The organism is Ramlibacter sp. PS3R-8, from assembly GCF_037572435.1.
Classification (GTDB): Bacteria; Pseudomonadota; Gammaproteobacteria; order Burkholderiales; family Burkholderiaceae_C; genus Ramlibacter.
In genome coordinates, this window is the sequence record NZ_JBBHGT010000002.1 from 49117 (window position 1) to 74825 (window position 25709).

The following is a 25709-nucleotide window of genomic DNA, read 5'->3' on the forward strand; positions in this document are numbered from 1 at the left end:
CCGTTACGAAGGCAGCACCCGCTTCAAATACGGCGCCGTGCGGCTCGCGCGCGAGGCGGCGACGTCGGCCGGCACGCCGGCGGCAACGATGCGGCCGCCTTGCACGCCGGCGCCCGGCCCCATGTCGATGACCCAGTCGCTCTGGGCCACCACGCGCATCTCGTGCTCCACCACCACCACCGTGTTGCCCTCGTCGGCCAGCCGCTGCAGCTGCGCCATCAGCCGGTCCGCATCGGCCGGGTGCAGGCCGGTGGTCGGCTCGTCGAGCACGTACAAGGTGTCGCCGCGGTGCGTGCGCTGCAGTTCGGTGGCCAGCTTGATGCGCTGCGCTTCGCCGCCCGACAGCTCGGTGGCCGGCTGGCCGAGGCGCAGGTAGCCCAGGCCGATGTCCAGCAGCACCTGCAGCGGCCGCAGCACGGCCGGCTCGTCGGCAAAGAAGGCGGCCGCCTCCTCCACTGTCATGCCCAGCACGTCGGCGATGCTCTTGTCGTTGAAGCGGATCTCCAGCGTCTGCGCGTTGTAGCGCGCACCATGGCACGTGGGGCACGGCGCATAAACGCTGGGCATGAACAGCAGTTCGACCGACACCGAGCCCTCGCCTTCGCAGGTTTCGCAGCGGCCCTTGGGCACGTTGAACGAGAAGCGGCCGGGATCGTAGCGGCGCTTGCGGGCCGCCGGCGTGGCGGCGAAGAGCTTGCGCACGGTGTCGAACAAGCCGGTGTAGGTCGCCAGGTTGGACCGTGGGGTGCGGCCGATCGGCTTCTGGTCCACCTGCACCAGCCTGCGGATCGCGCCGGTGTCGCCCGCCAGGTGGCCGGACCACGTGCCGTCGCGGGCGCTCGGCTCGAACGCATCGTCGGCATCCTCCTCGCCATCGGGCAGGTCGCTGCCCAAGTGCTGCGCCACCAGTTCCAGCAGCGCGCGCGTGACCAGCGTGGACTTGCCGGAGCCGGACACGCCGGTGACGGCGGTCAGGCAGCCCACGGGGAATTCCGCGTCCAGGCCCTGCAGGTTGTTGCGCGTGACGCCTCGCAGCTTGAGCCAGCCGCGTGCCCGGCGCAGATCCCGGTGCGGTGCGGCCACCTCGTCGAACAGGTGGCGGCGCGTCTGCGACTCCTCCACCCGCGCCAGGCCTTCGGGAGGACCGCTGTACAGCACGCGGCCGCCGCGCTCGCCGGCTTCCGGGCCGACGTCCACCAGCCAGTCGGCCTCTCGCATCAGCGACAGGTCGTGTTCCACGATGTAGACCGAATTGCCGCTGGCCTTCAAGCGCTTCAACGCCTGCAGCAAGGCCTCGCCGTCGGCGGGGTGCAAGCCGGCAGAGGGTTCATCCAGCACGTAGATCACGCCGAACAAATGCGAGCCGAGCTGCGTCGCCAGTCGCAGCCTTTGCAGCTCACCCGGTGACAGCGTCGGCGTCGTGCGGTCCAGCGAGAGATAGCCCAGGCCGAGCTGCTCCAACGTCTGCACGCGCGCGAGCAGGTCGTGCGCCAGCCGTTGCGCGGCGATCCGCTTTTCCTCCGACACGCCGGAGGTCAGGCGCACGTCCGGCGCACCGGCATGCGCGTTGCCGCCGTGCGCAACCCGCGAGCGGGTCGCCTGCCGGGAGGCCGCGCGGGTGATCGTGTCGCCGGCAGTGGCCACGTCCTGCAGGCGGCCGTCCGCCGCGGGCTGCAGGATCTTTACCAGCTCCTCGATGGGCAAGCGCGACAGCTCCCCGATGTCGTAACCGGCGAAGGTGACGGACAGGGCCTCGGGCTTCAGCCGCTTGCCGGCACACACGGGGCAGGGAGTGCTGACCATGTAGTTCGACACGCGCTTTTTCATCATCGCGCTCTGGGAGGTGGCGAAGGTGTTCAGCACGTAGCTGCGGGCGCTGGTGAAGGTGCCCATGTACGCCGGTTCGGTCTTGCTGCGCAGCGCGGCCTTCGTTTCCTTCGGCGTGAAGCCGGGGTAGACCGGCACGGTCGGCGTCTCCTCGGTGAACAGGACCCACTCGCGCACCTTGCGCGGCATGTCGCGCCACGGCGTGTCCACGTCGTAGCCCAGGGTCACGAGGATGTCGCGCAGGTTCTGCCCGTGCCAGGCCGGCGGCCACGCGGCGATGGCGCGCTCGCGAATCGACAGTGAATCGTCCGGCACCATCGACGCCTCCGTCGCGTCGTACACGCGTCCCTGGCCGTGGCATTCGGGGCACGCACCCTGCGGCGTGTTGGGCGAGAAGTCCTCCGCGTACAGCATCGGCTGGCCGGGCGGATAGTGGCCGATGCGCGAATACAGCATGCGCAGCAGGCTGGAGATCGTCGTCACGCTGCCGACCGAGGACCGCGTGCTCGGCGTGCCGCGCTGCTGCTGCAGGGCGACGGCCGGCGGGAGGCCCTCGATGGAATCGACGTCGGGCACGCCGGCCTGGTCGATCAGGCGCCGTGCGTAGGGCGAGACGGATTCGAGGTAGCGCCGTTGCGCCTCGGCGTACACCGTGCCGAAGGCGAGCGAGGACTTGCCGGAGCCGGACACGCCGGTGAACACCACCAGCGCGTCGCGGGGGATGTCGACGTCGACGTCTTTCAGGTTGTGTTCGCGCGCACCGCGCACGCGCACGAAGCCGCGCTGGCGCTGCGGCTCGGGCTGTGTCGCTTCCGGCTCCGGCGCCTGGATGCTGTTCTTGCGTTCTTTGCCCATTCGACCCACGGTAGAGCCGCGGCCCTGCGCGGGCCGTGGGAGGCGTCGGAAAAGACTGTAGGAGCGGCACGCCCTAAGATGGCGGGATGTCGAGCTTGCCCGCCCCCGTGTCCCGCCGCCCCATCCACACGCGCCGGATCAGCTTCGAAGGCTTCCTGCGCGAAGACGGGCTGTGGGACATCGACTGCCAGCTCAGCGACACCAAGGCGAACGACATCGTGATGCGCGAGCGCGGCGTGTTGCCGGCGGGCGAACCGGTGCACCTGCTGCAGGTGCGGCTGACGGTGGACGATCGCTTCACCATCCGGGCGGTGCAGACGGGCGTGGTGAACGTGCCGTTCCAGGAATGCCACCAGCCCGCTGCTGAGCCGATGCAGAAGCTGGTGGGCCTGACGATGGGTCCCGGCTGGCGCAAGAAGATCGAGGGCGCCATCGGTGGCGTCGGCGGTTGCACCCATTTGCGTGAGCTGGTGTTCAACGCGGCCACCGCGGCGTTCCAGATGATTCCGCACCATCGCGCCACCGAGGCGGGCCGCAAGGACGACACGCCGGTGGATGGCAAGCCGCCGTTCTACATGGGGCAGTGCATGACGTGGGCGTTCGATGGGCCGGTGGTGCAGCGGTTGGCGCCGGTGTTTTATCGGAAGAAGGACGGTTGAAACGAATGCCGGGGTGCCTTCGGCAACCCGGCCTACGAGTGACCGTCGTTTTGCGCGCAGGTGCACGCGGACAGTTCGTTGACCCGTAGGTCGGGTTGCGCGCAGGCGCACCCCGACAATTCATTGATCCCGTAGGTGGGGCCGCGCCGCAGGCGCACCCCGACAATTCACACCCCGGCGCGCCGCAGCAACAGCTCCCGCTCCCGCGCATTCCCCGCCAACTCCGCCGCGCGCAAGAACTCCGCCCTCGCCTCCTCCCGCCGCCCCAGCTTCTCCAGCAAATCCCCCCGCACGCTCGGCAGCCACTGGTACTGCCGCAGGCTCTTCTCCTCTGCAAGCCGGTCGATGATCGCCAGGCCCGCCGCCGGTCCTTCGGCCATGCCGACGGCAACGCCGCGATTCAGCTCCACCACCGGGGATGGCGCCACTTGCGCCAATTCGCCATAAAGCGCGGCGATGCGCGTCCAGTCCGTCTGCGCACTGGTCGCCGCGCGCGCATGGCAAGCCGCAATCGCTGCCTGCAGCGCATACATGCCGCGTGCGCCACCCAGCGCTTCGGCCCGCGAAAGCGCGGCCGACCCGCGGCGGATCAACAGGGGGTCCCAGCGCGAGCGATCCTGGTCGGCCAGCAGGATCGGCCGCCCTTGCGCATCCGTGCGCGCCTGCATCCGGGAAGCCTGCAACTCCATCAACGCCAGCAGCCCGTGCACCTCCGGCTCCTGGGGCGCGATCTCGGCCAGCATCCGGCCCAGCCGCAAAGCCTCCTGCGCCAGCTCGGGCCGCATCCAGTCGCTGCCGGCGGTGGCCGTATAGCCCTCGTTGAACACCAGGTAGACGACTTCCAGCACGGAGGCCAGCCGTTGCGCGAGCTCTTCCCCGCGCGGCACCTCGTAAGGAATGCGGGCCTCGCCAAGCGTGCGCTTGGCGCGCACGATGCGCTGCGCAATCGTGGGCTCCGGCACGAGATACGCACGCGCGATCTCGTGCGTGGTCAGCCCGCCCAGCAACTTGAGCGTCAGCGCCACCCGCGCCTCCGTCGACAGCACCGGGTGGCACGCCGTGAAGATCAGCCGCAGCAGGTCGTCGCCGATGTCGTCCTGCCGCGCGGCATCGAGCGCATCGACGAAGTCCGGCACCACCAGCGCCTCCTGCGCTTCGAGGTCGTGGCCGATCTCCTGGTGCTTGTCGTCCAGCATCCTGGCTCGCCGCAAGTGGTCGAGCGCGCGGCGCTTCGCGGTGGTCATGAGCCAGGCCGCGGGATTGTCGGGAATGCCGTCGCGTGGCCAGTGCTCCAGCGCGGCGACCAGTGCGTCCTGCGCCAGTTCCTCGGCGGCGCCGATGTCGCGCACCATGCGTGCGACGACGGCCACGATGCGGGCCGCATCGATGCGCCAGACCGCCGCGATCGCCTGGTGCGTGGCCGAATGCATCCCGGGCAGTCCGCGCTCAAGCCTGCGGGGGCACCGCGTTCGGATCCATCCACACCAGCTCCCAGACGTGGCCGTCCAGGTCCTCGAAGCCGTGGGCGTACATGAAGCCGTGGTCCTGCCTGGCATTGGGCGCGGTGCCGCCGGCGGCGACGGCCTTCTTCACCAGCGCATCCACTTCGTCGCGGCTTTCGCACGACAGGCACACCAGCACCTCGGTGGACTTCTTCGCGTCGGAGATGGGCTTCTTGATGAAGGTCTGGAAGAAAGGCTCCACCAGCAGCATCACGAAGATGTCGTCGGCGACGACCATGCAGGCGCCCTGTTCGTTGCTGAACTGGGGGTTGAAGGAAAAGCCCAGTGCGCCAAAGAACGTGCGCGCACGCTCCATGTTCTTGATGGGCAGGTTGACGAAGATCTTGCGTGCCATTTGTTTTCTCCGATGTTCAGGCGGTGACCCGCGACGCGACTTCGGCGTGCAGCCGGTCGAGATTCTGTTCGTTGGCCGGGATGCAGATGGGCGCCATGCGGTCGCGCTCGCCAGGGTCGTCGAAGACTTGCTGCCAGCCCACGCGCGTGCCCTGGCCTTCGTGCTGCAGGCTGATCGTCAGGCGAAAGCCGTGGGTGGGGTCTTCGTGCCGGATGACCACGCGGCGCGCCGGCTCGATCAGCACGAAGATGTTGTGGTTGGGATAGTCCTTGCCATCCGGTCCGTGGAAGGTGAAGCGCCAGTGCCCGCCGGGCTGGAAGTCGCAACGCTCTGTGGTGCTGGTGAAACCTTCCGGTCCCCACCAGCGCGCCAGCCGCTGCGCATCCGCAATGGCCAGGTAGACGTCCCCGCGCTGGAACGGCAGCACCCGGCTGGTGGCGAGTTCGCGCCCGGCTTCGCTCGCGGCAGTGTCCATGTCCGGATGCTCCTTCAGGTGCGCTCGGCGCGCTGCTTGAGATCGGCCAGGCCGGATTCGAATTGGCCGCCCACCATGCGGTCCATGTCCAGGAAGACATGGATCAACTTGCCGAGGAAGGGGTTGGCGCCCTCCATCTGCCAGGTGACGTCGGTCGCGTTTCCGCGCGGCTGCAGCATGAACTGCACCACGTTGCGCGCCTCCATCGGCTTGACCATGTGCAGCTCCATCCGCACGTGCGTGGGCGTCGAGTCCAGGATGCGCAGGGTGCCGTCACCGGCCGAGCCGCCACCGAACACGTAGGTGGCGCCGGGGCCGGCCTGCGGACCGCTGTATTCGCCGCGGTTGCGCGGGTCGCCCTTCTCGAACGGGTTCCACGTGTTGAAAGCGTGCAGGTCGTTGATCAGCGCGTGCAGCTTTTCGGGCGGCGCCTGCACGGTGGCGGAACGCGCCACGCGGAAGGTGTCCGGACGCGTTGCCGCGTACGCGAGCACGGCCGCGATGCCGGCCGCGGCGACGAGGGCGATGGTTTTCCACATGGCCGCCCCCTTCACTTCTTTTCCATCGCGCGAAAGCGCTCCGCGGTCTTTTCCTCGACGAGGCCGTCGAAGTCTTCCATCTCGTACAGCTGCCGCACCTCGATGTGGCAGGAGGCGCCGTCGCCGACGGGATTTGGGAAGCGGCGGGACCACTCGACCGCTTCGTCGCGCGTGCGCGTCTGGATCAGGGTGTAGCCGGCGATCAGCTCCTTGCTTTCCGTGAAGGGGCCGTCCGTGATCTTGCGCCTGGCGCCGTCGTACTGCACGCGCCAGCCCTTGCTGCTGGGCTGCAGGCCGGACGCGTCGAGCAGCACGCCGGCGCGCGACAGCTCCTCGTGGTACGTGGCCATGGCCTGGAACAGGGGTTCCGGATTCGGCGGGAAGCGGCCGGCCTCGCTGTCCGCGGTGGCCTTGACGATGATCATGAAGCGCATGGCATCTCCTTCGGAAGTGGGTCGAAGCGGCCGTTTCGGCGGCTTCTACGGGTACGACGAAGGAGAAGGCGCCGAATCGACATGGCTGGGCCGTCGGCGCGGAAAACTTACAAATAGCAGGGCGCGGTTTCCCTGACCTCCACCGTCGCCCACTCGGCGGCGGGGCAGGTCCGGGCGATGGCCACCGCCTCCTCCCGCGTCGCGCAGTTCAACAGGAAGAAGCCACCGACCATTTCCTTGGCTTCGGCGAAGGGGCCGTCCAGCACCTGTGACTTGCCGCCGCGCACCTGCACCCGCGCGCCCTTGGACTGCGCGGCCAGCGACTCGGTGGCGAGTAGCTTGTCCTGCTGCTTCAGCTTGCTGCCGAACTGCACCATCCGTTCGAACAGCGCCTCCCCTTCCTCGCGCGTGCGCGTGCCGCGTTGAGCCGGGTCTTCCAGGATGAGGAGCATGTAGGCCATGGACGGGATGATAGGGGCGTCGGGGTGCCTTCGGCAACCCGACCTACCGCCCGCCGTCGTCCCCGTAGGTCGGGTTGCCGAAGGCACCCCGACACACACCCTCAATCGACGAAGAAGTCGGGAATGAACTTCCGGTTCCCCGGCGTCACCGCATAGCGATCGAGGTCCGTCTGCCCATGCGCGGCCAGCAGCGTGTCGTCGATGTAGAAGTTGCCGGTGTTGCGCTGGTCCTTCGCATCGGACGTCAGCACCAGGTACGCCGCATCGGCCAGGATCTCCGGCGTGCGGCAGGCCTTCAAATCCACGCCCGGGATCATCTGAAGTGCGGCCGTGGCGATGGCCGTGCGCGGCCACAGGCTGTTGACGGCGATGCCGAATTCGCGGAACTCGCCGGCGTGACCCAGCGTGCACATGCTCATGCCGTACTTGGCCATGGTGTAGGCGGTGTGCGGCGCGAACCAGTGCGTCTTCATCGACAGCGGCGGCGACATGGTCAGCACGTGCGGGTTGCGTCCGGCGGCCGCCGACTTCTTTAACTCGGCCAGGCAGGCCTGCGTGCACAGGTAGGTGCCGCGCGCGTTGACCCCGTGCATGAGGTCGAAGCGCTTCATCGGCGTCTGGTCGGTGCCGGTGAGGCTGATGGCGCTGGCGTTGTTGACCAGGATGTCGATGCCGCCGAAGGTGAGCACTGCTTGCGCGATGGCTACGCGCACCTGTTCCTCCTCGCGGATGTCCACCTGCACCGGCAGCGCCTGGCCCCCGGCCGCGCGGATCTCTTCGGCGGCGCTGTAGATGGTCCCCGGCAGTTTGGGGTTGGGCTCGGCCGACTTGGCGGCGATGACGATGTTGGCACCGTCGGCAGCCGCACGCTTGGCGATGGCCAGGCCGATGCCGCGGGAGGCGCCGGTGATGAAGAGGGTCTTGCCGCGCAGATTCATGAAAATGTTCCCCGTTGTCCCCGTAGGCCGGGTTGCCGAAGGCACCCCGGCGTGGCGCTTGCGATGCCGGGGTGCCTGCGGCAACCCGGCCTACGATGCGTGCCTTACGTCTTCGAAAAATCCGGCTTCCGCTTCTCCATGAAAGCCGTGAACGCCTCTTTCGCCGCCGGCGCCACGAGCAGGCGGCGGAAACTTTCGCCTTCGTCCTGCATCTGCTGCAGCACCTGCGGCTGCAGCCCCTTCTTCATCAGGCGCTTGGTCTCGACCAGGCTGGAGATCGGCTTGGCGGCGAGCTTGCGGGCCTGGGCGTTGGCGTAGTTGTTGGCTTCGGTCGGCGGCAGCACGCGGTTGACCAGGCCCACCTCCAGCGCCGCTTCGGCCATGAACGGCTCGCCCAGCATCAGCGCCTCCGCCGCGCGGTGGTAACCCAGCATCTGCGGCACCAGCAGCGACGACGCCGCTTCCGGACACAAGCCCAGGTTCACGAACGGCATCGAGAACGCAGCGTTGTCGCCGGCATAGACCAGGTCGCAGTGGAACAGCATCGTGGTCCCGACGCCGACGGCCGGGCCGCACACCGAAGCCAGCAAGGGCTTCGGAAACGAGGCGATGCCGTGCAGGAAGCGGAACACGGGCGAGTCACTGCCGGCCGGCGGCTTGTGGAGAAAGTCGCCGATGTCGTTGCCCGCCGAGAACACCGTCTCGTGGCCCTGGAACAGCACCACCCGCACCGCATCGTCGCCGAGCGCGCGTTCGAGGGCGTCGGCCATGGCGCCGTACATGTCGGAGGTGATGGAGTTCTTGCGCTCCACCCGGTTGAGGGTGATGGTCATGACGCCGGCTTCGGCGTGCACGAGGATTTCGGTCATTGCAATGCTTCCTTGATGAAGTCCAGGCGGTCCTGGCCCCAGAACATCTGGTTGTTGACGAAGAAGGTGGGCGCGCCGAACACGCCGCGGGACACCGCGTCCTGCGTCTGCACCTTCAATTGATCCTTGACCGACGGGTCGGACGCCAGCGCCAGCAGCTTGTCGACATCGAAGCCGGCCTTCTGCAGCACTTCGGCCACCGTGGCCGGATCGTTCATGTTCTTCGCTTCCACCCAGATGGCGCGGTACACGGCATCCACATAAGCCTGCATGCGCGCGGGCTCGCGCATCTGCAGGCCGATCGCGCCGCGCATCAGCGTCAGCGTGTTGATGGGAAAGTGCGGGTTGTGGCGAAACTCCACACCATACCGCCGCGCGAAACGCGCCAGGTCGTCCTGCATGTACTGGCCCTTGGCGGGCACTTCCGTCGGGGACCGATTGCCGGTGGCCTGGAACACGCCGCCCAGCAAGAAAGGCCGGTACTCGATCTCGGCGTGCATCTCCTGCGCGATGCGCGGCAACTGCGTCCAGGCCAGGTAGGCGGCGGGACTGCCGACGTCGAAGTAGAACTCCACTGCTTTGGTCATCAGAATTTCTCCATCCAGGGCCGCAGGTCCATTTCGTGGGTCCAGGCATCGCGCGGCTGCGTGTGCAGCATCCAGTAGGCGTCGGCGATGTGGTCGGGGTTGAGGATGCCTTCCTGCTCCTTGAGCGCGTAGCGCTCGGGGAAGTTGGAGCGGATGAACTCGGTGTCGATGGCGCCGTCGATCACGACGTGCCCCACGTGGATGCCGCGCGGGCCGAGCTCGCGCGCCAGGCTCTGCGCCAGCGCGCGCAGCGCGTGCTTGGCGCCGGCGAACGCGGCGAAGTTGGCCGAGCCGCGCAGCGAAGCGGTGGCGCCGGTGAACAGCATCGTGCCCTTGCCGCGCGGCGCCATGCAGCGGGCCGCCTTGCGCGCGGTCAGGAAGCCGGCGAAGCACGCCATCTCCCAGATCTTGAAGTACTTGCGCGCCGTCTCGTCCAGGACGCTGGTCGCGACGTTGGCGCCGATGTTGAAGACGAACACCTCCACCGGGCCGATGCGGCTTTCGATGTCGTCGAACAGCGCGTTGACGGCGTCCTCGTCGCGTGCGTCGCAGGCGAACCCGTGCGCCTGGCCGCCGTCCGCGCGGATCTGGTCCAGCAGCGGCTGCAGCTTGTCGAGGTTGCGGCGCACCGCGCACACGGTGAAGCCGCCGCGGGCAAAGCGCCGCGCGATGGCGCCGCCTGTGGCGTCACCGGCGCCGACGACCAGCGCGACGGGGCGCGCGGTTTCTCCTGCCATGGAGCTCACTCCTTGTAGTAGACGAGCTGGTGCGTCGTGGCCAGCAGCGTACCCTGTTCATCCCACAGCTGGCCGGCGTGGTCGAAATAGCCGCCGCCGAAGCCCTGGCCCTGCGCCTGGATCAAAAGGTGGCTGGTGCCGGCGGCCGCGAGCTGGGCGGCGTCCGCGTGATAGTAGACCGTCATGCTGACGGTGCCTATCGGGACGAAGGTCGCGCGCCGCAGCCAGATGCGCGGGAAGAACACGTCGGACAGCGCGGTGAGCGACGGGTAGTCCAGCGGGCGCGGCGGGTGGTCGCGCACCCACATGCGCGAGAGGCTCTCGTCGCGCACCGCCCCATCCCACTTCGCCGGGATGGATCCTTCCAGGAAGCGCATCTCGTAGCGACGCAGCCATTCGACGCCGTGCCGCGGCGTCACCGGGACCTCTGGCGCGCGCGGCACGTCTGGCATCTGCGATTCGTCGCCGGTCCAGGTGTCGCGCCTGACGGCCGTGAACACGGTGGCGGTCACCAGCACTTCATCGCCCTGCAGCAGCTCCACCGTCCAGTGCTGGGTGGAGCGGTTGGTGCGCGCGGCGCGCGGGCGGATCGTGAACGGCCCGTCCGCCACCGGCCCGGCGAAATTGATGGTCAGTGCGATGGGGTCACCGAGCCGATCCGGATGCAGCAACACCGCGTTGAGCACCTGTGCCGCGGTGATGCCGCCGAACGGTCCGATCATGTTGGCGTAGGCGGGGCTGGTGCTGCCGGCGAACACGCCGTCGCCTTGCGGCTGCAACGCGATCGCGGTGTCGAAGACGTGCGGCGTGCTCATGCTGCGACCCTCGCCGGTGCGGCCATGTCGCGCAGCCAGGCGGCCATGCGGGGCCAGAGCCGCGTTTCCTGCTCGGCGCGGAAGGGGCCGAAGTGGCCGATGCGGCGCAGCGCGAGTTCGGTGGGGCCGATGCGCTCGATCTGGCGTGGCGCGTTCTCGTACAGGTCGAACAGGCTGCGCGTGCCTTGCAGCGTCATCAGTTCGTCGTCGGTGATGGAGAGCGCCAGCACCGGGAAACGCACGCTCGCATACGACCGTCGCGCCGATTCGCCCTCGGCCCCGACGCTGTAGCGCGGATTGAGGCACCACTTGCGCCATTGCATGACGACGCCGGTCGGCAGGTCGCCCACCTTGCGCAGTGCGCGACCGGGGAAGTAACCGCAGAGTTTCGTTGCGATCGGTACGAGCACGAACCAGAAGTAGGGAACGACGCGCTTGAGCTTCGGCGCGTTCTCGCGCCAGTAGCCGCTGCCGGCGGCGATGCTGAGGAGGCCGCTGACCTTGTCCTGGTTTTCGAGCAGTCCAGGGAGTTGCGCGCCGAGGCTGTGGCCGACCAGGTAGAGCGGTGCGCCGGGGAGTGCCGCGTGCGCGTGGTCGATGGCGGCGGCGTAGTCGCGGGTCCAGTCGAACAGGTCGGCTTTGTAGCCCTTGAGTGTCTTGGGGGCGGAATCACCGCTGCCGCGGTAGTCGAAGGTGGTGACGCGCCAGCCCTGGCTTGCCAGCCACTCGGCGAAGGGCTCGTAGTAGGACTGCCGCACGCCCATTGCGCCGCCGATGACGACGTTGCCTTCGAGGAGGCCGGCGGGCTCGAAGACGCGGGCGGCGATGGGGGCGCTGTCCGATTTCAGAGTGATGCTTTGCATTGGCTCTCCTCTTGTCTTGTTCCCTCCCCCTCTGGGGGAGGGTTAGGGTGGGGGCGCTCGGCGGTGCGCCCCCACCCCTTCCCTCCCCCAGAGGGGGAGGGAGGAATTCACTCAAACCCTCTCGAAAATCCCCGCCGCCCCCTGCCCCATCCCCACGCACATCGTCACCATCCCGTACTTCAGGTTCTTGCGGCGCAGCGCATGCACCACGGTGGCGGATCGGATGGCGCCGGTGGCGCCGAGGGGGTGGCCCAGCGCGATCGCGCCGCCCATGGGGTTGACCTTGCTGGCATCCAGCCCCAGCGTTTCGATCACCGCCAGCGACTGCGCGGCGAAGGCTTCGTTCAGCTCGATCCAGTCGATGTCCTGGTGCTTCAGCCCGGCGGACTTGAGCGCCGCGGGGATCGCCTCGATCGGGCCGATGCCCATGATGTGCGGCGGCACGCCGCGGCTGGCGTAGCTTACGAAGCGGGCCAGCGGCTTCAGGCCGAAGCGCTTGATGGCGGCTTCGCTGCACAGGATCAGCGCGCCGGCGCCATCGGAGGTCTGCGAGCTGTTGCCCGCTGTCACGCTGCCGCGCGCGGCGAACACGGGCTTGAGCTTGCCGAGCGTCTGCACCGTGGTGTCGGGCCGCGCGCCCTCGTCGAGTGCCACCTTGCGCGTGGAGATGGAGACGTCGGCCGACTCGAGGTCGAGCGAGCGCTCGGCCACTTCCACTTCCGTTATCTCGGCGGCGAACTCGCCGGCCTTCATGGCAGCGACCGCCTTCATGTGCGAGCGGTAGGCGAACTCGTCCTGCGCGTCGCGGCTCACCTTCCACTGCTGCGCGACCTTCTCGGCCGTCAGGCCCATGCCGTAGGCGATGCCGTAGCTTTCGATGTCGTCGGGGTTGGAGAAGATCGTGGGCGACAGCGACGGCGAGTTGCCCATCATCGGCACCATGCTCATGCTCTCGGTGCCAGCCGCGATCATCACGTCGGCTTCGCCCACGCGGATGCGGTCGGCGGCCATCTGCACCGCGGCGAGGCCGGAAGCGCAGAAGCGGTTGACCGTGATGCCGCCCACGCTCTTGGGCAGGCCCGCCAGCACGGCGCCGATCCGCGCGACGTTGAGCCCTTGCGGCCCTTCGGGGATCGCGCAGCCGCAGATGATGTCTTCGATGGCGTGCGGGTCGAGGCCGGGGACCTGGGCCAGTGCAGATCTGAGCACTGTCGCCAGCAGGTCGTCCGGCCGGGTGTTACGGAAGAAGCCGCGGTGCGAGCGCCCGATGGGGGTGCGGGTGGCGGCGACGATGTAGGCGTCCTGGATTTGTTTGGTCATGAGGTTCTCTCTGTCTACTCCCTCCCCCTCCGGGGGAGGGCTGGGGAGGGGGCGCTGGGGGCGCTGGGGGCGGCGGAGGCGCGCGCCATCTGCAATTGATCAGCGATGACAGTCAGCACGCCATCGATGTTCTTGAAAGGTTCGTCCGTCGCAAACCGCAGCACCGCAAAGCCCTTCTCACGGAAGAACGCTTCCCGCTTGAGGTCATAAGCGACTTGATCTGCATGCTGCGAACCATCGAGTTCGACGATCAGCTTGGGATCCAGGCAAGCGAAATCCGCGATGTAGTTTCCAAGGGGATGCTGGCGCCGGAACTTCACGCCCAGTTGTTCCATGCGAAGCCGGGACCAGAGCTTGCGCTCCGAATCCGTCATCCCCGCACGCAGTGCGCGAGCATTGGTGTGCGTGGTTGAAAAGGCTTGGCTTCGCATGGCAATTGTTCTGCGCCCCCAGCGCCCCCTCCCCGGCCCTCCCCCGGAGGGGGAGGGAGGAAGAGAGAGGCACGTCGGGCTAGTTCCTCACCGGCTTCCCCGTACTCAACATCCCCAAGATCCGCTCCTGCGTCTTCGGATGCTGCACCAGCTCGCAGAACGCCCGCCTCTCCAGGGTCATCAGGTACTCCTCGGTCACCAGCGTGTTCGCGTCGACATCTCCGCCGGTGACGACATTCGCTATGAGAGAAGCAATGTGAAAGTCGTGCCGGCTCGCGAACCCGCCGTCGCGCAGGTTCACCAACTGCCCCTGGATCGTGGCCTTGGCGCTGCGCCCCGCTACCGGGAACTGACGCCGATGCGGCGGTCGATACCCGGCGTCATAGAGAGACTTCGCCTGCTGCAACGCCACATAGAGCAGTTCGTCCTTGTGCGGAACGATGATGTCGCTGTCCAGCAGGTAGTCGAGCTTGCGCGACTCGATCGCGCTCGTGCCCACCTTCGCCATCGCGGCGGCGGTGAAGCCCTCGGTCAGGTACTTCAACAAGTCCTTGTCGGTACTGAACGCAGCATTCTCCGCAGCCCGGCGCGCGATGTAGGTCAGGCCGCCCGCGCCCGGCACCAGGCCCACGCCCACCTCGACGAAACCGATGTAGCTCTCCATCGCCACCACACGCCTGGCCGAATACAAGCCCAGCTCGCAGCCGCCACCCAACGCCAGACCGCGAATCGCGGAGACGACGGGAACCGCGGCATACCGCAACCGCAGCATCGTCTGCTGCATGAACCCTTCGGCATCCTCGATCGCCGCAATGCCCACCGCGATGAACGCCGGCAGCGTCGACTCCAGGTCAGCGCCCGCGCTGAACGGATCGTCGCCGGACCAGATCACCATGCCCTGGTAATCCTTCTCGGCCAGTTCCACCGCCTGCATCAGGCCCTCGCACACCTCCGGGCTGATGGTGTGCATCTTGGTCTTGAGGCTGACGATCAGCACTTCCTGGTCCAGCGTCCACAGGCGGATGTTCTTGTCATCGTGCAGCGTGGTGCCCGCCTTGTCGAAGCGCGTACCGCCCTCGCCGCGCAGCATCTCGGGGAACAGCTGGCGCTCGTACACCGGCAGCACGCGGCGCGGCTCGAACTTGCCCGTGGTGGGATTGAACGAGCCTTCGGCGGTGTGCACACCACCCGCCTTGGCGACAGGACCTTCGAACACCCACGCTGGCAACGGCGCCTTGGACAGCGCCTTGCCCGCATCGATGTCTTCCTTGATCCACTGCGCCACCTGCAGCCAACCCGCCTCCTGCCACAGCTCGAACGGGCCCTGCTTCATGCCGAAGCCCCAGCGCATGGCCTGGTCGACGTCGCGCGCGGTGTCGGCGATGGTGGCCAGGTGCACGGCGGCGTAATGAAAGCCGTTGCGCAGGATGGACCAGAGGAACTGGCCCTGCGCGCCCGTGCTGTTGCGCAGCAACTTCAGCCGCTCGGCGGCCGGCTTCTTGAGCATGCGGCTATACACCTCGTCGGACTTCTGGCCGGCGGGGATGTATTCCTCGCTGTCCAGCTCGAAGCGCAGGATGTCGCGCCCCACCTTCTTGTAGAAGCCCGCCTTGCTCTTCTGCCCCAGGTTGCCCAGCTCCAGCAGCTTCTTCAACACCGGCGGCGTGCCGAAGCTTTCGTAGAACGGGTCGGTCTCGGGCGACAGCGTGTCCTGCAGCGTCTTGATGACGTGCGCCATCGTGTCCAGGCCCACCACGTCCGCCGTGCGGAAGGTGCCGCTGGAGGCGCGGCCCATCTTCTTGCCCGTCAGGTCGTCGACCACGTCGTACGTGAGGCCGAACTTCTCCACCTCGCGCATCGTGCCCAGCATGCCGGAGATGCCGACGCGGTTGGCGATGAAGTTCGGGGTGTCCTTGGCGCGCACCACGCCCTTGCCCAGGCCGCTGGTGACGAAGGTCTCCAGCTGGTCCAGGATAGTGGCGTCGGTCGTCGGCGTGGGGATCAGTTCCACCAGCTGCATGTAGCGCGGCGGATTGAAGAAGTGGATGCCGCAGAAGCGCGGCTTCAGCGCATCGGGCAGCGCCTCGGACAGCTTGGTGATCGACAAGCCGGAGGTGTTGGACGCCACGATCGCGTGCGTGGCAATATGCGGCGCGACCTTCTTGTACAGGTCCAGCTTCCAGTCCATGCGCTCGGCGATGGCCTCGATGATGAGGTCGCACTCACCGAGCAGCGCCATGTGCTCTTCGTAGTTGGCCTGCTGGATCAGCGATGCGTCCTCCGGCACGCCCAGCGGCGACGGCTTGAGCTTCTTCAGCCCTTCGACGGCCTTGGTGACGATGCCGTTCTTCGGGCCTTCCTTGGCCGGCAGGTCGAACAGCACCACGGGCACCTTGACGTTGACCAGGTGCGCGGCGATCTGCGCACCCATCACGCCGGCGCCGAGGACGGCGACTTTTTTTACCTGGAAGCGGTTCATTGTCTTGGCCTTCCCATCGGTCGCCGCAGGCGCGGTGCCGGGGCGTTCATCTTGGTCTTTGTACATGATTGGCTTTCTCCCTCCCCCTCCGGGGGAGGGTTGGGGTGGGGGCACCCCCACGAGCGCCAGCTTGGGCGTGGTCACAGCCCCCGCCACCCACCCCCCAGCGCCTGGATCAACGCCACGGCCGCCAGCTGCCGGTCGATCTGCGACTGCACGAGCGCGCGCCGCGACGTCGCCGCATTGCTCTGCGCGGTGATCACCTCGGTGTAGTTCACCTGCCCGGCCTGGTAGCGGTTCAGCACCTGCTGCTCCACGAGGGCCAATGCCTGGCTGGCCTGCAGGCGCAGCACCTGCTGCTCCGACAGGATGCGCAGCGCCACCAGCTGGTCTTCGACATCCTGGAACGCGGCCAGCACCGCCTGCCGATAGCGCGCCGCGGCCTGCTCCAGCGCCGCCCTGGCCTGGTCGACCCGCGCGGTGGTGGCGCCAGCGTCGAACAGCATCTGCGCCAGCGACGCCCCGACGGCCCAGACGAGCCCCGACACGCTGAACAGCTCGCCGATGCTCGCTGCGCTGCGCCCGATCGACCCCGTCAGGTTGAAGCTGGGAAAGTAGCCGGCACGCTGGATGCCGATCTGCGCGTTGGCCTGTTCCACGCGGCGTTCGGCGGCCGCGATGTCCGGCCTGCGCTGCAGCAGCGTGGACGGCACTTCCGGCGGGATGAGGGGCACGCTGACGTTCCAGTTCGGGTCGACGGCGAGGCTGAAGTGGGCCGGCGCCTTGCCGATCAGCACGGCGATCGCGTGCTCGAACGTCGCGCGCTGGCTCGCCTGCGTGAGCAGCTCCGCCTCGGCATTGGCCAGCTGGCCCTCGGCTTGCAACACGTCGGTGCGCGCCACGACGCCGGCTGCGTAGCGGTTCTGCGTGATCTGCAGCGCCCGGCGCAAGCCGACGATGATCTCCGTCAGCAATCCGCTCAACACGTCCGCCTCGCGCAGGCCGAAATAGGCAGTGGCCAGTTCGCCCTGCGCGGCCAGCGTTGCCGCCGCCAGGTCCGCCTGCGCCGCCTGCTCGCCACTGCGCGCTCCCTGCACGACCAGGCCGAGCCGGCCGAACACGTCCGGCTCCCAATTCACCCCGATGCCGACCTGGTAGCTGCGGGCGCTGGTGCGGTCAGTGCCGCTGCGGTTGGCGCCGGCGTCCAGGTTGACCTGCGGGAACAGGCTGGCGCGTTGCTCGCGCGTGAGCGCCCTCGCCTGCGCATACGCGGCGACGGCGGCGGCCACGTTCTGGTTGTTCACTTCGACCTGCGCGGCCAGGCCGTTCAGCACGGGGTCGTCGAACAGCTCCCACCAGGGGCCGCGCTGCAACGTATCGGCGGGCGCGGCGAGCACCCAGGCGCCGCGGCCCTCCTTGAAGGCAACCGGCGTGTCAACGGCGGGCACGTCGTACTTGGGCGCAAGGTTGGCGCAACCGGACAGCACCAGGCTGGCGGTCAGCACGGACAGGAGCAGGCGTTGCGGTAAGCGGGTGGGCATGCGGTGTTCAGGCGGGTTGGACTTCGGACTCGCCGTGGCGGGAAAGCTGGCGCTCGATGGGGCTGCGGCGGCGCAGCTTGTCCAGCATCAGGTAGACGACGGGCGTGGTGAGCAGCGTGATGACCTGGCTGGCGATCAGCCCGCCGATGATGGCGATGCCCAGCGGCCGGCGCAGTTCCGCGCCTTCGCCGAAGCCGATGGCCAGCGGCAGCGCCCCGAGCAGCGCGGCCAGCGTCGTCATCAGGATCGGCCGGAAGCGCAGCAGGCAGGCCTCGCGCACGGCTTCGTACGGGCTCAGGCCGCGCGAGCGCTCCGCATCCAGGGCGAAGTCGATGATCAGGATCGCGTTCTTCTTGACGATGCCGATCAGCAGGAACACGCCGATCAGCGCCATGATCGAGAAGTCCAGCTTGGCGATCAGCAGCGCCAGCACCGCGCCGAAGCCGGCCGACGGCAGCGTGGACAGCACCGTGATCGGGTGCACGAGGCTTTCGTACAGCACGCCGAGCACGATGTAGATCACCACGATGGCGGCCAGGATCAGCAGCGGCTGCTGCTGGTTGGTCTCCTGCGCCTGCCGCGCCTGGCCCTGGAAGCTGCCGCGCACGTTGATCGGCATGCGGATCTCCGCCTCCGCCGCCCGCACGGCGGCCTGGCCCTGCGCCATCGTCGCGCCCTCGGCGAGGTTGTAGGAGATGGTGGTGGCGAGCTCCGCATCCTGGTGGTTCACCGAGGTGGCCGTGGGCCGCTCGTCGAACCTGGCGATGGCGGACAGCGGCACCATCGTCCGCGCCGAGGAGCTGACCGCCTGTCCGGTGGAACCGTCGCGCAGGGACAGGTTGGCGGACGTGGGCGTGGGGGTCGTTGCGGCGGAGGTTGTCGCCGTGCTGGTGGACGACGTGTTGGAGGATGCAGCCAGCGTCGCTGCCAGGTCCGTCGGCGCGCCGGTGTTGGTCCCCGGCACGTAGATGTCCTTCAAGGCCTCCGGGCTGCGGATGTAGCGCGGCGCCAGCTGCATGATCACCCGATACTGGTTGACCTCGTCGTAGATGGTGGCCACCTGCCGCTGGCCGAACGCGTTGTACAGCGCGTTGTCGACGGCGCGCGACGTGACGCCCAGCCGCGCGGCAGTCTCCTTGTCGACCTGGACATAGGCCTCGACGCCGTTTTCCTGCTGGTCGGTGTCGACGTCGACCAGTGCCTCCTGCCGCTTCATCGCTTCGGCAAGCCGCGCAGCCCACAGCTTGAGGTCGGCCTCGTTGTCGCTCTTGATCGAGTACTGGTAAGTGCTGTTGGACTGGCGGCCGCCCATGCGCAGGTCCTGAACCGGGTTCAGGAACAGGCTGACGCCGGTGACGCGCGCCAGCTGCGGCCGCAAGCGGGCGATGACGGCCTGGCCGCGCTCGGCGCCGTCGCCGCGCTTGAGGGTCATGGACATGAAGCCACCGCCGGCCCGCGCGCCGCCGGTGAACGCCACCACGGTGTCGACCGCGGGGTCGTTGCGGACGATCTCCACCAGCTGCTTGAGCTTGTCCTGCATCTGCTGGAACGAGATGCTCTGGTCCGCGCGGATGCCGCCGCTGATCTGCCCTGTGTCCTGCTGCGGGAAGAAGCCCTTGGGGATCTGGACGAAGAGGAAGGCATTGAGGCCGATCACAAGCAGCAGGATCAGCACCACCAGCCAGCGCGCCGACAGCGCCCAGTCCAGGCTGACCTCGTAGGCCTTCTGGGTCCAGCCGAACGCCTTCTCGGACCAGCGGGCCAGCCGCCCCGGCTGGCGCTCGTGCGCGTCGCGCCGCAGCAGCCAGGCGCACATCATCGGTGTGGTGGTCAGCGAGATCAGCAGCGAGATCAGCACCGCGGCCGACAGCGTGACCGCGAACTCGCGGAACAGGCGGCCCACCTGCCCGCCCATGAACAGCAGCGGGATGAACACGGCGACCAGCGACAGGCTGATCGACAGCACCGTGAAGCTGACCTCCCGCGCGCCCGCCAGCGCCGCTTCGAAGCGGTCCATGCCGGCTTCGATGTGGCGCGCCGTGTTCTCCAGCACCACGATGGCGTCGTCCACCACGAAGCCGGTGGCCACCGTCAGCGCCATCAGCGACAGGTTGTTCAGCGAAAAGCCCAGCAGGTGCATCACGCCGAAGGTGCCGAGCAGCGAGACGACGGTGGCCACGGCGGGAATGAACGTGGCGCGGGCGCTGCGCAGGAACACGCTGACCACCAGCACCACCAGCAGGATGGAGATGGCCAGCGTCAGCTCCACCTCGTGCAGCGAGGCGCGGATGGAATGCGTGCGGTCGGACGCGACGTCCAGCTGGATGTCGTCGGGCAGCGCTTCCTGCAGGTTGGGCAGCAGCGCCCGCACGCCGTCCACGGTGGCGATCACGTTCGCGCCGGGCTGCAGCGTCACCAGCACGATCACGGCGGGACTGCCGTTGAACAGGCCCATGGTGTTGATGTTCTCGACGCCGTCGCTGAGCTCCGCCACGTCGGCCAGCCGCACGGCCGCCCCGTCGCGCCAGGCCACCACCATGGTGCGGTAGTCCGAGGCCGACTTGCCGTTGTTGGCCATGCCCGTGCCGGTGTAGATCTGCATCCGCTGGCCGTTCACGGCGATGTCGCCCTTGGGCCGGTTGGCGGTGCCGGACTGCAGCGCCGCGCGCACGTCCTCCATCGAGATGCCGTAGCGGTTCAGCGCGAAGGGAATCAGTTCCACCCGCACGGCAGGCTGGGAGCCGCCGCCGAGCTCGACGTCGCCGACGCCTGGCACCTGCGCGATCTTCTGCTGCACGATGTTGGACACCGCGTCGTAGATCTGCCCGGGCGAGCGCGTCGGCGAGGTCAGCGCCAGGATGATCACCGGCGCCGCCGACGGGTTGGCCTTGCGGTAGGTCGGATTGCTGCGCAGGTTGGCCGGCAGGTCGCTGCGTGACGCGTTGATGGCGGCCTGCACTTCGCGGGCGGCGGCGTCGATGTTGCGGTTCAGGTCGAACTGCAGCGTCACGCGCGAACTGCCGGTGCTGCTGCTGGAGGTGATCTCGTTGACGCCGGCGATGGTGGCCAGCCGGCGCTCGAGCGGCGTCGCCACGCTCGACGCCATGGTCTTGGGACTGGCGCCCGGCAAGCTGGCCGACACCGAGATCACCGGGTAGTCGACCTGCGGCAGCGACGCGACCGGCAGGTTGAAGAACGCTGCGATGCCGGCAAGGGCGATCCACACCGTCAGCAGCACGGTGCCGACGGGGCGGCGGACGAAGGGGGCGGAGAGGTTCATCGTGCCCCTTCGGGAGCGCCCCCACCCCCGCCCTCCCCCAGAGGGGGAGGGAGCAATTCAGGTCTTCCTCCCTCCCCCCCCGGGGGAGGGTTGGGGTGGGGGCGCCGCCGCCACCGCCGCCCCAACCGATCGAACCCCAGGTAAATCACCGGCGTCGTGAACAGCGTGAGCAACTGGCTCACGATCAGCCCGCCGAAGATCGCCAGGCCCAGCGGACGCCGCAGCTCGGCGCCCTCCCCCCATCCCAGCATCAGCGGCACGGCGGCGAACAGGGCCGCCAGCGTGGTCATGAGGATCGGGCGGAAGCGCAGCAGCGCGGCCTGGTGGATGGCCTCCTGCGGCGCCTTGCCGCCGACCCGCTCGGCCTCCAGCGCGAAGTCGATCATCATGATCGCGTTCTTCTTGACAATGCCGATCAGCAGGATGATCCCGATGATCCCGATCACCCCGAGGTCGTTGCCGGTGACCATCAGCGCGAGCAGCGCACCGACCCCCGCCGAGGGCAGCGTGGACAGGATCGTCAGCGGGTGCACGTAGCTCTCGTACAGCACGCCCAGCACGATGTAGACGCACACCACGGCGGCCAGGATCAGCCACAGCTGGTTGCTCAAGGAAGCCTCGTACGCGCCGGACGCGCCCAGGAACGTGATGCTGACGGTGGGCGGCAGGTCCAGGCCGGCGGTCGCGGCGCGGATCGCGTCCACCGCGGTGCCGAGCGCCACGCCCGGCGCGGTGTCGAAGCCGACGGTGGCCGCGGGATACTGGGCCACGTGCGTGATCTGCAGCGGCGCGCGGCGCTCTGAAATGCGCGCCACCGCCGTCAGGGGCGTGGGCTCGCCGGAACTGCCGCGCAGCTGGATGCCGCTGAGCGCGGTGACGTCGCCCCCGCCTCCTGCTGTCGCCTCGAGCACCACGCGGTACTGGTTGGTCTCGGTGAAGATGGTCGACACGATGCGCTGGCCGAAGGCGCTGTACAAGGCCTCGTCGATGGCCGAGGAGGTGATGCCGAGCCGCGACGCCGTGTCGCGGTTGACGTCCACGAACATGGCCGCCCCGGTGGCGCCGGCGTCCGTCGTGACGTTGGCGATGCGCCGCTCCTGCCGCAGCCGCTCCACCACCCGCTGCGCCCACTCGTTCACGGTGGCCGTGTCGGACCCTTCGACGGACAGCCGGTAGCGAGTGGGGCCGCTTTCCGAGTCGATGGTGATGTCCTGCATCGGCTGCAGGAACAGCCGCACGCCCGCCACGCCCTGGCCCCGCCGGCGCAGGTTGTCCATGGTCTCCTGCAGGTCGCCGCGCGACGACTTCAGGTTCACCAGCAGCCGGCCGGTGTGCAGCATGGTGTTGTTGGCCGCGTCCACGCCGACGAAGCTGGCGATGCTGCTCACCGCCGGGTCTTCCAGCAGCAGCCGCGCCACGTCCTGCTGCACCGCGGCCATGCGCGGATAGGAGATGGATGGTTCGCCCTCCACCCGCACCTGCAGCTGTCCGGTGTTCTGCGTCGGGAACAGCCCCTTGGGGATGGCCACGTACAGCAGCACCGTCACCACCAGCGTCGCCAGCGCGACCCCCAGCGTCAGCAGCTGGCGGGCCAGCACCCAGGTGAGCGCGCGGTCGTAATGGTGGATCACGCGGTCGAAGCCGCGCTGCATCCTGCCACCCCAACCGGTTTCCGGCGCATGGTGGGCCTTCAGCCAGCGCGCCGACATCATCGGCACCAGCGTCAGGGAGACGACCATCGAGATCAGGATGGTGATCGCCAGCGTGACCGCGAACTCGCGGAACAGCCGGCCGATGACGTCGCCCATGAACAGCAGCGGGATCAGCACGGCGATCAGCGACACCGTGAGCGAGATGATGGTGAAGCCGATCTCGCTGGCGCCCTTGAGCGCCGCCCGCATGGGTTCCTCCCCGTCTTCGATGTGGCGCGAGATGTTCTCGATCATCACGATGGCGTCGTCCACCACGAAACCGGTGGCGATGGTCAGCGCCATCAGCGTCAGGTTGTTCAGGCTGTACCCCAGCAGGTACATCGCGCCGCAGGTGCCGATCAGGGAGATGGGCACCGACAGGCTGGCGATCACCGTGGCCCGCGGGCTGTGCAGGAAGGCAAAGATCACCAGCACCACCAGCAGCACCGCGAGCATGAGCTCGATCTCGACGTGGTGCACGGACGCCCGGATGCCGGTGGTGCGGTCCGACAGCACCTCCACCTGGATCGAGCCGGGCAGTCCCGCGGTCAGCTCCGGCAGGCGCTGCTTGATGGCGTCCACCGTCGCGATGACGTTGGCGCCGGGCTGCCGCTGCACGTTGAGGATGATGGCCGGCTGGAGGTTGGCCCACGCTCCCAGCTTCACGTTTTCGGCGCTTTCGACCACTTGCGCGACGTCGGTCAGCCGGACCGGTGCGCCGTTGCGAAACGAGATGACGAGGTTGCTGTAGTCCTTGGCGGTCAGCAACTGGTCGTTGGAGTTGATCGTGTACGAGCGCGTCGGCCCGTCGATGCTGCCCTTGGCGGCATTGGCATTGGCGGTGCCGATGGTGGTGCGCACGTTGTCCAGCGTCAGGCCCAGCGATGCCAGCGCCCGGGCATCCGCCTGGATGCGCACCGCGGGCCGCTGGCCGCCGGACAGCGTGACCAGCCCGACGCCGGCCACCTGGCTGATCTTCAGCGCCAGCCGCGTGTCGGTGATGTTGCGCACCTCGGTGAGCGGCAGCGTCGACGACGTGATCGCCAGCGTGAGCACCGGCGCGTCGGCCGGGTTGACCTTGGCGTACACGGGGGGAGCCGGCAAGTCGGCCGGCAGCAGCGAGCCGCCGGCGTTGATGGCGGCCTGCACCTGCTGCTCGGCGACGTCGAGCGCCAGGCCCAACCCGAATTGCAGGGTGATGATCGAGACACCCGCCGCGCTGCTGGAGCCCATGCGCTGCAGCCCCGGCATCTGCCCGAACTGCCGTTCCAGCGGCGCCGTGACGGTCTGCGCCATCACTTCCGGGCTGGCCCCCGGGTACAGCGTCTGCACCTGGATGGTGGGGTAGTCCACCTGCGGCAGGGCCGACAGCGGCAGGAACTTCAGGCCCACCAGCCCGGCCAGCACGATGGCCACCATCAGCAGCGCGGTCGCGACCGGCCGCAGGATGAACGGGCGCGATGGACTCATTGGCCGGGGGCCGCGTTGCCGGACGCCTCACGGCGCAGGCGCCGCCGCTGCTCGCGCTCTTCGGGCGAGAGCTTCATGAATTCCGCCATCCGCCGCGCGCGCGCGTCGGAGGACGCAGCCTGTTCCGGGGCAACCGCCTCTGCGGGCGCAGCGGCCGCGGCCGCGGCAGACGCAGCCGAAGCGGGGGCGGCGGGACCGGACGCTGCATTGCGGCGTTGCCGCGGTCCACCCTGCTGCCCTGGCGTGTCGCCCGGCAGCAGGACCCGCGCGCCATCGCGCAGCCGGTCGGCGCCTTCGGTGATCACGCGCTCGCCCAGTTGCAGCCCGGACACGATCTGGACCCGGTCCGCCACCATCTGCCCACGCACCACCTGGCGCTGCTTGACGGTGCGGTCCTGCAGCAGGACGAAGACGTACTCGCCGCTGCCGCTCTGGCGCACCGCCGAGACAGGCACCACCACCGCGTTCTTGAGCACCCGCAGCTGCAGCTGCACGTTGACGAACTGGCTGGGAAACAGCTGCAGGCGGGCATTGTCGAAGCGCGCCTTGGCCCGCACCGTGCCGGTGCTGGTGTCGACCTGGTTGTCCAGCGAGGCGAAGGTGCCGGTCTCCAGCAGCGTCGTGCGGGTGCGGTCGAAAGCCTTCACTTCCATGGCGGCCCCGGCGTTCTGCTGCAGCCACGAGGCGCTGTCCTGCGGCACCGCGAACTCCACGTCGATCGGCGACAGCTTGGTGATGATGGCCACGCCATTGGTGTCGCTCTGGCTCACCTGGTTGCCGACATCCACGGTGCGCAGGCCGACGCGCCCTTCGATGGGCGCGACGATGCGGGTGTAGCTGAGGTTCAGGCGGGCGGTGCCTTCGGCAGCCTTGGAGCTGACCACGGTGGCGGCGAGCTGGTTGACGGTGGCGCGCTGCGTGTCGACTTCCTGCCGCGCGATGGAGTCCTGCCCCAGCAGGGTTTCGAAGCGCTCCAGCGTCACGCGCGCGGCCGCGAGCTGCGCCTCGTCGCGCATCCGCTGGCCGATGGCCTGCTGCAGCGCCATCTCGAAGGGGCGGGGATCGATGGTGGCGAGCAACTGCCCCTTCTTCACCTGCTGGCCTTCCTTGAACAGCACCTGCGTCAGCACGCCGTTGACCTGCGGCCGCACGCGCACCGTGGCCTGCGGCACCACGGTGCCCAGCGCCTCCATGTTGACGGGGATGTCCGCCGGCTCGGCCACCGCGATGCCGACGGTGGTCGCGCCGCGTCCGCCGCCCGCGCCGCCGCCACCTCCACCCGGCCTGGCGCCGGCCGCACCCGGACGTTGCGCCGCCTGGTCGGGCCGCGTCAGGTCCCAGGCCAGCCACGCCAGTCCGGCGGCGACGAGCAGGGCCAGCACCGTACCGATGAGCGAGGCCCGGCGGCTCAGCTTGCGCGGAGCTGCGGGGCTTGTCGCGGGCATCTGGTGGGTGGGATCGGCAGGGGGCCGCGGCGGAGTGGTGGGCATCGATGTCCTTCTTGTTCTTCGGGGCGCGGCAAGTTCAGCAGGCGCAGAGCGTGCCTTCGGCCGGCTTGCCGGCCCGACAGGAGGCGTCGCA

Annotated in this window: 21 protein-coding genes; 1 reads left to right on the forward strand and 20 read right to left on the reverse strand. The window is 68.6% G+C overall.

Annotated elements, in window-relative coordinates:
* Positions 1–3: 3 nt before the first annotated feature.
* Positions 4–2682, reverse strand: coding sequence for an excinuclease ABC subunit UvrA (locus WG902_RS08200; RefSeq protein WP_340059530.1), 2679 nt, complete (start codon positions 2680–2682; stop codon positions 4–6).
* An 86-nt stretch (positions 2683–2768) separates the two neighbouring features.
* Here WG902_RS08200 and WG902_RS08205 point away from each other — a divergent pair, with 86 nt between their 5' ends.
* Positions 2769–3341, forward strand: coding sequence for a DUF2889 domain-containing protein (locus WG902_RS08205; RefSeq protein ID WP_340059531.1), 573 nt, complete (start codon positions 2769–2771; stop codon positions 3339–3341).
* Between the two features lie 167 nt (positions 3342–3508).
* Here WG902_RS08205 and WG902_RS08210 read toward each other — a convergent pair whose 3' ends face one another.
* From WG902_RS08210 to WG902_RS08300, 19 genes are all read right to left on the reverse strand, one after another.
* Complete coding sequence (locus WG902_RS08210; RefSeq protein ID WP_340059532.1) at positions 3509–4771, reverse strand: RNA polymerase sigma factor; 1263 nt, start codon at positions 4769–4771, stop codon at positions 3509–3511.
* A gap of 16 nt (positions 4772–4787) precedes the next feature.
* A complete protein-coding gene (locus WG902_RS08215; protein WP_340059533.1) occupies positions 4788–5198 on the reverse strand; it encodes a VOC family protein in 411 nt (136 codons plus the stop codon).
* Between the two features lie 16 nt (positions 5199–5214).
* Positions 5215–5673, reverse strand: a complete 459-nt coding sequence (locus tag WG902_RS08220; RefSeq protein WP_340059534.1) for an SRPBCC family protein — start codon at positions 5671–5673, stop codon at positions 5215–5217.
* A gap of 14 nt (positions 5674–5687) precedes the next feature.
* The gene (locus WG902_RS08225; RefSeq protein ID WP_340059535.1) at positions 5688–6212 is read right to left on the reverse strand and encodes an SRPBCC family protein; all 525 of its coding nucleotides are present in this window, start codon (positions 6210–6212) and stop codon (positions 5688–5690) included.
* Between the two features lie 11 nt (positions 6213–6223).
* A complete protein-coding gene (locus WG902_RS08230) occupies positions 6224–6646 on the reverse strand; it encodes a YciI family protein (RefSeq protein WP_340059536.1) in 423 nt (140 codons plus the stop codon).
* A 107-nt stretch (positions 6647–6753) separates the two neighbouring features.
* A complete protein-coding gene (locus WG902_RS08235) occupies positions 6754–7107 on the reverse strand; it encodes a YciI family protein (protein ID WP_340059537.1) in 354 nt (117 codons plus the stop codon).
* Between the two features lie 101 nt (positions 7108–7208).
* Complete coding sequence (locus tag WG902_RS08240) at positions 7209–8045, reverse strand: SDR family oxidoreductase (RefSeq protein WP_340059538.1); 837 nt, start codon at positions 8043–8045, stop codon at positions 7209–7211.
* 104 nt (positions 8046–8149) lie between these two features.
* Entirely contained in the window at positions 8150–8914 is a 765-nt protein-coding gene (locus WG902_RS08245; RefSeq protein WP_340059539.1) for an enoyl-CoA hydratase, read from the reverse strand.
* Positions 8911–9501: a 2-hydroxychromene-2-carboxylate isomerase gene (locus WG902_RS08250; protein ID WP_340059540.1), complete on the reverse strand. Its 591-nt coding sequence runs from the start codon at positions 9499–9501 to the stop codon at positions 8911–8913. The genes WG902_RS08245 and WG902_RS08250 overlap by 4 nt, the downstream gene beginning before the upstream one ends.
* The gene (locus tag WG902_RS08255; RefSeq protein ID WP_340059541.1) at positions 9501–10238 is read right to left on the reverse strand and encodes an SDR family oxidoreductase; all 738 of its coding nucleotides are present in this window, start codon (positions 10236–10238) and stop codon (positions 9501–9503) included. Before WG902_RS08255 ends, WG902_RS08250 begins: the two co-directional genes overlap by 1 nt.
* 5 nt (positions 10239–10243) lie before the next feature.
* Positions 10244–11053, reverse strand: coding sequence for an acyl-CoA thioesterase (locus WG902_RS08260; RefSeq protein WP_340059542.1), 810 nt, complete (start codon positions 11051–11053; stop codon positions 10244–10246).
* On the reverse strand, positions 11050–11916 hold the full coding sequence (locus WG902_RS08265; RefSeq protein WP_340059543.1) for an alpha/beta hydrolase family protein: 867 nt from the start codon (positions 11914–11916) through the stop codon (positions 11050–11052). Before WG902_RS08265 ends, WG902_RS08260 begins: the two co-directional genes overlap by 4 nt.
* A 111-nt stretch (positions 11917–12027) precedes the next feature.
* Positions 12028–13236 carry an acetyl-CoA C-acyltransferase gene (locus WG902_RS08270; protein WP_340059544.1) on the reverse strand — a complete coding sequence of 403 codons (1209 nt, stop codon included), beginning with the start codon at positions 13234–13236 and terminating at the stop codon, positions 12028–12030.
* 14 nt (positions 13237–13250) lie between these two features.
* Positions 13251–13667 (reverse strand): endonuclease domain-containing protein, encoded by a 417-nt coding sequence (locus WG902_RS08275; RefSeq protein ID WP_340059545.1) that lies wholly within the window; start codon positions 13665–13667, stop codon positions 13251–13253.
* A 79-nt stretch (positions 13668–13746) separates the two neighbouring features.
* Positions 13747–16146: a 3-hydroxyacyl-CoA dehydrogenase/enoyl-CoA hydratase family protein gene (locus tag WG902_RS08280; protein WP_340060170.1), complete on the reverse strand. Its 2400-nt coding sequence runs from the start codon at positions 16144–16146 to the stop codon at positions 13747–13749.
* A gap of 140 nt (positions 16147–16286) precedes the next feature.
* Complete coding sequence (locus WG902_RS08285) at positions 16287–17687, reverse strand: efflux transporter outer membrane subunit (RefSeq protein ID WP_340059546.1); 1401 nt, start codon at positions 17685–17687, stop codon at positions 16287–16289.
* Between the two features lie 7 nt (positions 17688–17694).
* Complete coding sequence (locus WG902_RS08290; RefSeq protein ID WP_340059547.1) at positions 17695–20967, reverse strand: efflux RND transporter permease subunit; 3273 nt, start codon at positions 20965–20967, stop codon at positions 17695–17697.
* On the reverse strand, positions 20964–24128 hold the full coding sequence (locus tag WG902_RS08295; RefSeq protein WP_340059548.1) for an efflux RND transporter permease subunit: 3165 nt from the start codon (positions 24126–24128) through the stop codon (positions 20964–20966). The genes WG902_RS08290 and WG902_RS08295 overlap by 4 nt, the downstream gene beginning before the upstream one ends.
* Positions 24125–25618 carry an efflux RND transporter periplasmic adaptor subunit gene (locus WG902_RS08300; RefSeq protein ID WP_445263672.1) on the reverse strand — a complete coding sequence of 498 codons (1494 nt, stop codon included), beginning with the start codon at positions 25616–25618 and terminating at the stop codon, positions 24125–24127. Before WG902_RS08300 ends, WG902_RS08295 begins: the two co-directional genes overlap by 4 nt.
* Positions 25619–25709: the final 91 nt, after the last annotated feature.

Excerpts from the sequence above, each read along its gene's own strand:
- WG902_RS08230 (WP_340059536.1), bottom strand. The coding sequence starts at position 6,646 with ATGCGCTTCATGATCATCGTCAAGGCCACCGCGGACAGCGAGGCCGGC.
- WG902_RS08225 (WP_340059535.1), bottom strand. The coding sequence starts at position 6,212 with ATGTGGAAAACCATCGCCCTCGTCGCCGCGGCCGGCATCGCGGCCGTG.
- WG902_RS08220 (WP_340059534.1), bottom strand. The coding sequence starts at position 5,673 with ATGGACACTGCCGCGAGCGAAGCCGGGCGCGAACTCGCCACCAGCCGG.
- WG902_RS08300 (WP_445263672.1), bottom strand. The coding sequence starts at position 25,618 with ATGCCCACCACTCCGCCGCGGCCCCCTGCCGATCCCACCCACCAGATG.
- WG902_RS08255 (WP_340059541.1), bottom strand. The coding sequence starts at position 10,238 with ATGGCAGGAGAAACCGCGCGCCCCGTCGCGCTGGTCGTCGGCGCCGGT.
- WG902_RS08290 (WP_340059547.1), bottom strand. The coding sequence starts at position 20,967 with ATGAACCTCTCCGCCCCCTTCGTCCGCCGCCCCGTCGGCACCGTGCTG.
- WG902_RS08260 (WP_340059542.1), bottom strand. The coding sequence starts at position 11,053 with ATGAGCACGCCGCACGTCTTCGACACCGCGATCGCGTTGCAGCCGCAA.
- WG902_RS08280 (WP_340060170.1), bottom strand. The coding sequence starts at position 16,146 with ATGAACCGCTTCCAGGTAAAAAAAGTCGCCGTCCTCGGCGCCGGCGTG.
- WG902_RS08265 (WP_340059543.1), bottom strand. The coding sequence starts at position 11,916 with ATGCAAAGCATCACTCTGAAATCGGACAGCGCCCCCATCGCCGCCCGC.
- WG902_RS08215 (WP_340059533.1), bottom strand. The coding sequence starts at position 5,198 with ATGGCACGCAAGATCTTCGTCAACCTGCCCATCAAGAACATGGAGCGT.
- WG902_RS08240 (WP_340059538.1), bottom strand. The coding sequence starts at position 8,045 with ATGAATCTGCGCGGCAAGACCCTCTTCATCACCGGCGCCTCCCGCGGC.
- WG902_RS08250 (WP_340059540.1), bottom strand. The coding sequence starts at position 9,501 with ATGACCAAAGCAGTGGAGTTCTACTTCGACGTCGGCAGTCCCGCCGCC.
- WG902_RS08270 (WP_340059544.1), bottom strand. The coding sequence starts at position 13,236 with ATGACCAAACAAATCCAGGACGCCTACATCGTCGCCGCCACCCGCACC.
- WG902_RS08210 (WP_340059532.1), bottom strand. The coding sequence starts at position 4,771 with ATGCATTCGGCCACGCACCAGGCGATCGCGGCGGTCTGGCGCATCGAT.
- WG902_RS08275 (WP_340059545.1), bottom strand. The coding sequence starts at position 13,667 with ATGCGAAGCCAAGCCTTTTCAACCACGCACACCAATGCTCGCGCACTG.
- WG902_RS08235 (WP_340059537.1), bottom strand. The coding sequence starts at position 7,107 with ATGGCCTACATGCTCCTCATCCTGGAAGACCCGGCTCAACGCGGCACG.
- WG902_RS08205 (WP_340059531.1), top strand. The coding sequence starts at position 2,769 with ATGTCGAGCTTGCCCGCCCCCGTGTCCCGCCGCCCCATCCACACGCGC.
- WG902_RS08285 (WP_340059546.1), bottom strand. The coding sequence starts at position 17,687 with ATGCCCACCCGCTTACCGCAACGCCTGCTCCTGTCCGTGCTGACCGCC.
- WG902_RS08295 (WP_340059548.1), bottom strand. The coding sequence starts at position 24,128 with ATGAGTCCATCGCGCCCGTTCATCCTGCGGCCGGTCGCGACCGCGCTG.
- WG902_RS08245 (WP_340059539.1), bottom strand. The coding sequence starts at position 8,914 with ATGACCGAAATCCTCGTGCACGCCGAAGCCGGCGTCATGACCATCACC.
- WG902_RS08200 (WP_340059530.1), bottom strand. The coding sequence starts at position 2,682 with ATGGGCAAAGAACGCAAGAACAGCATCCAGGCGCCGGAGCCGGAAGCG.